We start from the raw sequence: 5,375 nt of genomic DNA on the forward strand, positions 1-5,375 counted from the left end.
CCCGAGCAGTCAAACGAAGACCACAGCGATATGCTAGAAATAAAAAATGCCAATAAGCTTAACTTACTGGCATTACCCATTATCGGCGCTTTTTTATTCAATATCAACGGGGTGTTTAATATCAAGCTAATCGATATTCAAATACTTATGTGTTTGTACTGATAAGCGCCAATTCCGCTCAATGCACACCTTCATCGCTAATGCTGTCGCCCTTGGCTTTTGGCTAATAGGTTGTAAACAGATGGTTTTATCGGCACATTCAATATCTTTTAACAAAATATCTAACTCATCAATATGATTTTCTGTCGCTATGGGATGCTTAATCTCATTAGCACGATTTAATGCTTGAGGAAGCACCTTCAGCCCCCCTTTCATATTAATTTTTGGTGAAACGGTCACCCACGCATGATTTGAGCATCGTACTTCAAATGTGCCACTGGTTTCAATTTGCGTACTAAAACCCTGAGCATGTAATTCACTGGTCAATGATGTTAAATCATACAAACAAGGCTCTCCACCGGTAATAACCACATGTTTAGCCGTAAAGCCTTTACTGACAAATGCATTCATTAGCGATACGGCATCATGTTCTGCCCATCGCCCTAATGTTCCGTCAACTTGGATCACATCACTTTTTGAAACCTTATGCTCATCCAGTACTTCCCATGTATGCTTTGTATCACACCATGCACACCCGACAGGACAACCTTGAAGCCTGACAAATATCGCAGGCACGCCAGTATGAGTGCCTTCACCTTGAATTGTCTCAAAAACTTCATTAACCGGATAATTCATTTGATACCTCTATTTTTTCTAGGCGGCATTTATAGTGGATTTTGTTCTTGACTGCAAGTACCCACCCCGTTTTATCGTCAAACTTGAAAACATTTTTATAGCAACTCGAATAAAACAGGCTGTTATCGCTATATGAAAAAAGCCGATTAAGGTACACTTACGCTATATTCATGACTTAAATTGGTTGATAAAAATGACCTCAAAAGCAATCGTTGTTTTCTCTGGTGGACAAGACTCCACCACTTGCCTTGTTCAAGCACTGACACAATATGATGAAGTTCATGCTATGACTTTTGATTATGGCCAACGCCACCGTCAAGAAATCGAAATCGCACAATCCTTAGGTAAAAAGCTAGGGGTAGCCAGTCATAAAATTTTAGATGTCTCTTTACTTAATGAATTAGCCATTTCTTCACTGACTCGAGACAATATTCCCGTCTCTCATACACTAATGGAAAATGGACTGCCCAATACCTTCGTACCTGGACGTAATATTTTGTTTTTAACCCTTGCGGGGATCTATGCTTATCAAGTCGGCGCCAAGGCGGTTATTACTGGCGTCTGTGAAACCGACTTCTCTGGTTATCCAGATTGTCGTAATGATTTTGTTAAAGCAATGGAAAAGGCGTTGACCCAAGGGATGGATTATGATCTCACATTAATCACACCACTTATGTGGCTTGATAAAGCCGAAACTTGGGGATTAGCTGATAAATATCATGCTTTAACACTGATTAAAGATGAAACCCTAACTTGTTATAACGGTATCATTGGAAGTGGCTGCGGCACTTGCCCTGCTTGTGAACTCAGAAACCGAGGTTTACACACTTATTTAAATAACAAAGAGGCGGTATTACAGCGCCTAGCCAATAAATGAACGTTTTCTTCTCACCCTTAATAGTCAAAAAGCTCAAATCACCTTATGGGGTTGGCCTATTCATTAGTCTGCTTTGTATAGTCTTGTTTTTTATTCAACAAGATACGCTATTGGCTTATCGACGACTTGATATCACTCAAGGTCAATGGTGGCGCATAATAACAGGTAATTTACTGCATACAAATGACTGGCATTTAGCAATGAATTTAGCCGGCCTTTGGGCTATTTTAATGCTCCATAAACAGCATTATTCATCGATAGGGTTACTGCTTTTATTTTTGGTCTTGTGCCTATTACAAGGCTTAGGGTTATACCTTTTCTTTCCCACTTTATTAGGTTACGTAGGTTTAAGTGGCGTTCTACATGGCTTGTTTAGTTATGGTGTGATCCAAGATTGTCGAGTCGGCTTTAAAAGCGGTTACTTATTATTAGCAGGCGTTATTATTAAAGTCGCCTACGAACAAATCCAAGGAGCAAGCCCCGAAGTTGTCAAACTCATCCAAGCTCGAGTCGCCACAGAAGCACACCTCATTGGCCTGATCAGTGGACTCTTATGCGCCGCAATCATCTATACTCTGCTACGCATAAGGCATAAGGCATAAGCTGGATCTTATCAATCTTACACAAAAAGGGGCTAACTCTCATTAGATTAGAGCCTCCCCCTTTTCAACTAATAAAGAAAATTCCTTATACCTTTATCAACGCATCTCTCAATCGCTTCACTTCATCTCGCACAGCAGCAGCTTGTTCGAACTCAAGATTTTTTGCATGCTCATGCATTTGCTTTTCTAACCTGTCTATTTCATGGCTTAAATCAGCCACATTTTGTCTTTGATATTGAGGTCTAGGTTCAGCCACTTCCCTTTGTTTGCTTGCTTCAAATGACTCAGAGCCATCATCCACATCCATCACATCTGTGATTGATTTACTCACCCCTGTGACGGTAATATTATTATCAAGGTTAAATTGATGTTGCTTCGCACGCCGGCGCTCTGTTTCATCTATGGCCTTTTTCATTGACTGAGTGATCTTATCAGCATAAAGGATCACTTTACCGTTAATATTTCGAGCTGCTCGGCCAATGGTCTGAATAAGAGAGCGCTCAGAGCGTAAAAAGCCCTCTTTATCAGCATCTAAGATACATACCAAAGAAACCTCAGGCATGTCCAACCCTTCTCGCAACAAGTTAATACCGATCAAAACATCAAACACACCCAAGCGTAGATCCCGAATAATCTCCACACGTTCAACCGTATCAATATCAGAATGTAAATACCGAACCTTAACCCCATGCTCATCTAAGTACTCAGACAAGTCTTCAGACATACGTTTAGTCAAGGTTGTCACTAGAACACGTTCATTCACCGCAACACGTTGATTAATTTCAGAAAAAAGATCATCAACTTGAATCGCAACAGGACGCACTTCAATTTCAGGATCCAATAAACCTGTCGGTCTCACCACTTGCTCGGCGATATCATTACCGCTTTTGGCCAATTCATATTCATTTGGGGTGGCGGACACGTAAATCGTTTGCGGCATTAATGCCTCAAACTCTTCAAATTTTAATGGGCGATTATCCAGTGCAGAAGGTAGACGAAATCCATATTCAACTAGATTCATTTTACGGGAACGGTCTCCTTTATACATAGCCCCAATCTGCGGCACTGTCACATGAGACTCATCGAGAATAAGCAAACCATCGTCCGGTAAATAATCCAATAAGGTTGGCGGCCCTTCGCCTGTTGCTCGTCCAGACAAATAACGAGAATAGTTCTCAATACCTGAGCAGTAACCTAATTCAACCATCATTTCGATATCGTATTGTACGCGCTCAGTGATCCTTTGCGCTTCGATGAGTTTATTATTATCCAGTAATTCTTGCTTACGTTCTCTTAATTCTTCTTTTATGGCTTCAGCTGCAGCCAAAACAGACTCTCTAGGGGTAACATAGTGACTCTTTGGATAAACAGTAGTACGAGCCAAACGTTTTAGGGTGTGCCCAGTTAACGGATCAAATAAACTCAACCTTTCAATTTCATCATCAAAAAGTTCAACGCGTATAGCCTCTTTATTGGAGTCTGCAGGGAAAATATCAATCACTTCCCCCCTAACGCGATAAGTCCCTCGCTGCAGTTCAATATCATTACGAGTGTACTGCAGCTCACTTAATCGCCTTAGAATGTCTCGCTGCCCCATGAAATCACCTTCTCGTAAGTGCAACAGCATCTTCATGTATGAGTTAGGATCCCCTAAACCATAAATCGCAGAGACAGACGCAATCAAAATCACATCTTTACGCTCCAATAACGCTTTGGTTGCCGATAAACGCATTTGTTCGATATGAGCATTCACTGACGCATCTTTTTCGATAAAGGTGCCCGTCGAAGGAACATAGGCTTCAGGCTGATAATAATCATAATAAGAAACGAAATATTCAACGGCATTATGAGGAAAAAATTCTTTCATTTCACCATATAACTGCGCTGCTAATGTTTTATTGGGTGCCATAATAATCGTCGGCCGCCCTAAGGCTTTAATCACACTCGCCACTGTAAAGGTCTTACCTGAACCCGTGACACCCAGTAAGGTTTGACTTGCTATACCTGCTTCAACCCCTTCAACAAGCTGGTTAATGGCAGCAGGTTGATCTCCTGCTGGAGAATAAGGTGACACTAATTGAAATACGGGATCCGACACTGATTCATTTCCTTAAATAAGACGCCACAAGATTTTAAGCGACTCTCCTTGATATTCCAAGCTTATCCCCATAAGTAAATTTAAAAAACGCTTATATCAGAACAAAACGCTATAACATTAAAGTATGACATTTTGATATCTATGGAGTGAAACTTTAATACAGATCAATAATGCCATTAAAAGGAGCAAAAGCAGCCATGAATACAATAAAAATCATTGTTTAATACACAAGCTCAGCTTAAATATTTATTACATTTAAACAACAAAAAAATTTTAGCTCGCAAATATTGCTTGATTTTTATACACCACTGAAAAATAACAAATAAAATTTAGTGTCAAAATTAATACATTTTGCGTAAAACCCAAGTCACATCGGCCTTAGGTCACCACAAAGCAATATCACCCACAGGGTTATCCACAGTTTTAGTGGATAACTCACTCCATGCCCTATTCTGTGGGTATTTCCGAGCACTTTCTTCTTTCAAACTCACATTAAGACCTATTTGTTATTTTATTACAAATGAAAATCCCACCATACCATTGACTAGTATACCTTCTTATATAACAACACCATTTAATCTTTGATCGGCCAATACAACCGGCCCTTTCACAGACATTTTCGACTAATTTGAGTCACTTCTTATATAAACAAACACTGACTTTTCCTTCATATCTTCTACTTTTTACACATTTATCCTCGGCTTTATCGTTAATTTTCAAGGTATCCCCACAAGCAGCATTAAATAGAAACATAAACAATATTAAGTTTTTGAATAAAAAAATCATAAATATGACTATTCTCTACTCTTTGTGGAGATTAGATGAGCAGTTAACCGCATAATTACACTTTTTTTTCTCAGTCGAGTTGACTCTATCCACATAGCGATTTACTATGCGCCCCGTCTTCACGAAGAGTCGGTTAAATTCGATTCCCCTGTAGTTCAGTTGGTAGAACGGCGGACTGTTAATCCGTATGTCACTGGTTCGAGTCCAGTCTGGGGAG

Annotated in this window: 4 protein-coding genes and 1 tRNA gene; 3 read left to right on the forward strand and 2 right to left on the reverse strand. The window is 39.9% G+C overall.

Annotated elements, in window-relative coordinates:
• Positions 1 to 126 precede the first annotated feature (126 nt).
• A complete protein-coding gene (gene queE, locus Q0791_RS24235; RefSeq protein ID WP_299011833.1) occupies positions 127 to 795 on the reverse strand; it encodes a 7-carboxy-7-deazaguanine synthase QueE in 669 nt (222 codons plus the stop codon).
• Positions 796 to 988: 193 nt separating this feature from the next.
• Here queE and queC point away from each other — a divergent pair, with 193 nt between their 5' ends.
• Positions 989 to 1,672 (forward strand): 7-cyano-7-deazaguanine synthase QueC, encoded by a 684-nt coding sequence (gene queC, locus Q0791_RS24240; RefSeq protein ID WP_299011834.1) that lies wholly within the window; start codon positions 989 to 991, stop codon positions 1,670 to 1,672.
• Positions 1,669 to 2,274: a rhombosortase gene (gene rrtA / locus Q0791_RS24245; protein ID WP_299011835.1), complete on the forward strand. Its 606-nt coding sequence runs from the start codon at positions 1,669 to 1,671 to the stop codon at positions 2,272 to 2,274. Before queC ends, rrtA begins: the two co-directional genes overlap by 4 nt.
• Before the next feature lie 85 nt (positions 2,275 to 2,359).
• Here the strand turns inward: rrtA and uvrB are convergent, their stop codons facing one another.
• Positions 2,360 to 4,372, reverse strand: coding sequence for an excinuclease ABC subunit UvrB (gene uvrB / locus Q0791_RS24250; protein ID WP_299011836.1), 2,013 nt, complete (start codon positions 4,370 to 4,372; stop codon positions 2,360 to 2,362).
• Positions 4,373 to 5,302: 930 nt separating this feature from the next.
• Here uvrB and Q0791_RS24255 point away from each other — a divergent pair.
• Positions 5,303 to 5,375: transfer RNA gene (locus Q0791_RS24255), tRNA-Asn, on the forward strand.

It is taken from the genome of uncultured Shewanella sp. (genome assembly GCF_947495455.1).
In the GTDB taxonomy this organism is placed as follows: Bacteria; Pseudomonadota; Gammaproteobacteria; order Enterobacterales; family Shewanellaceae; genus Shewanella.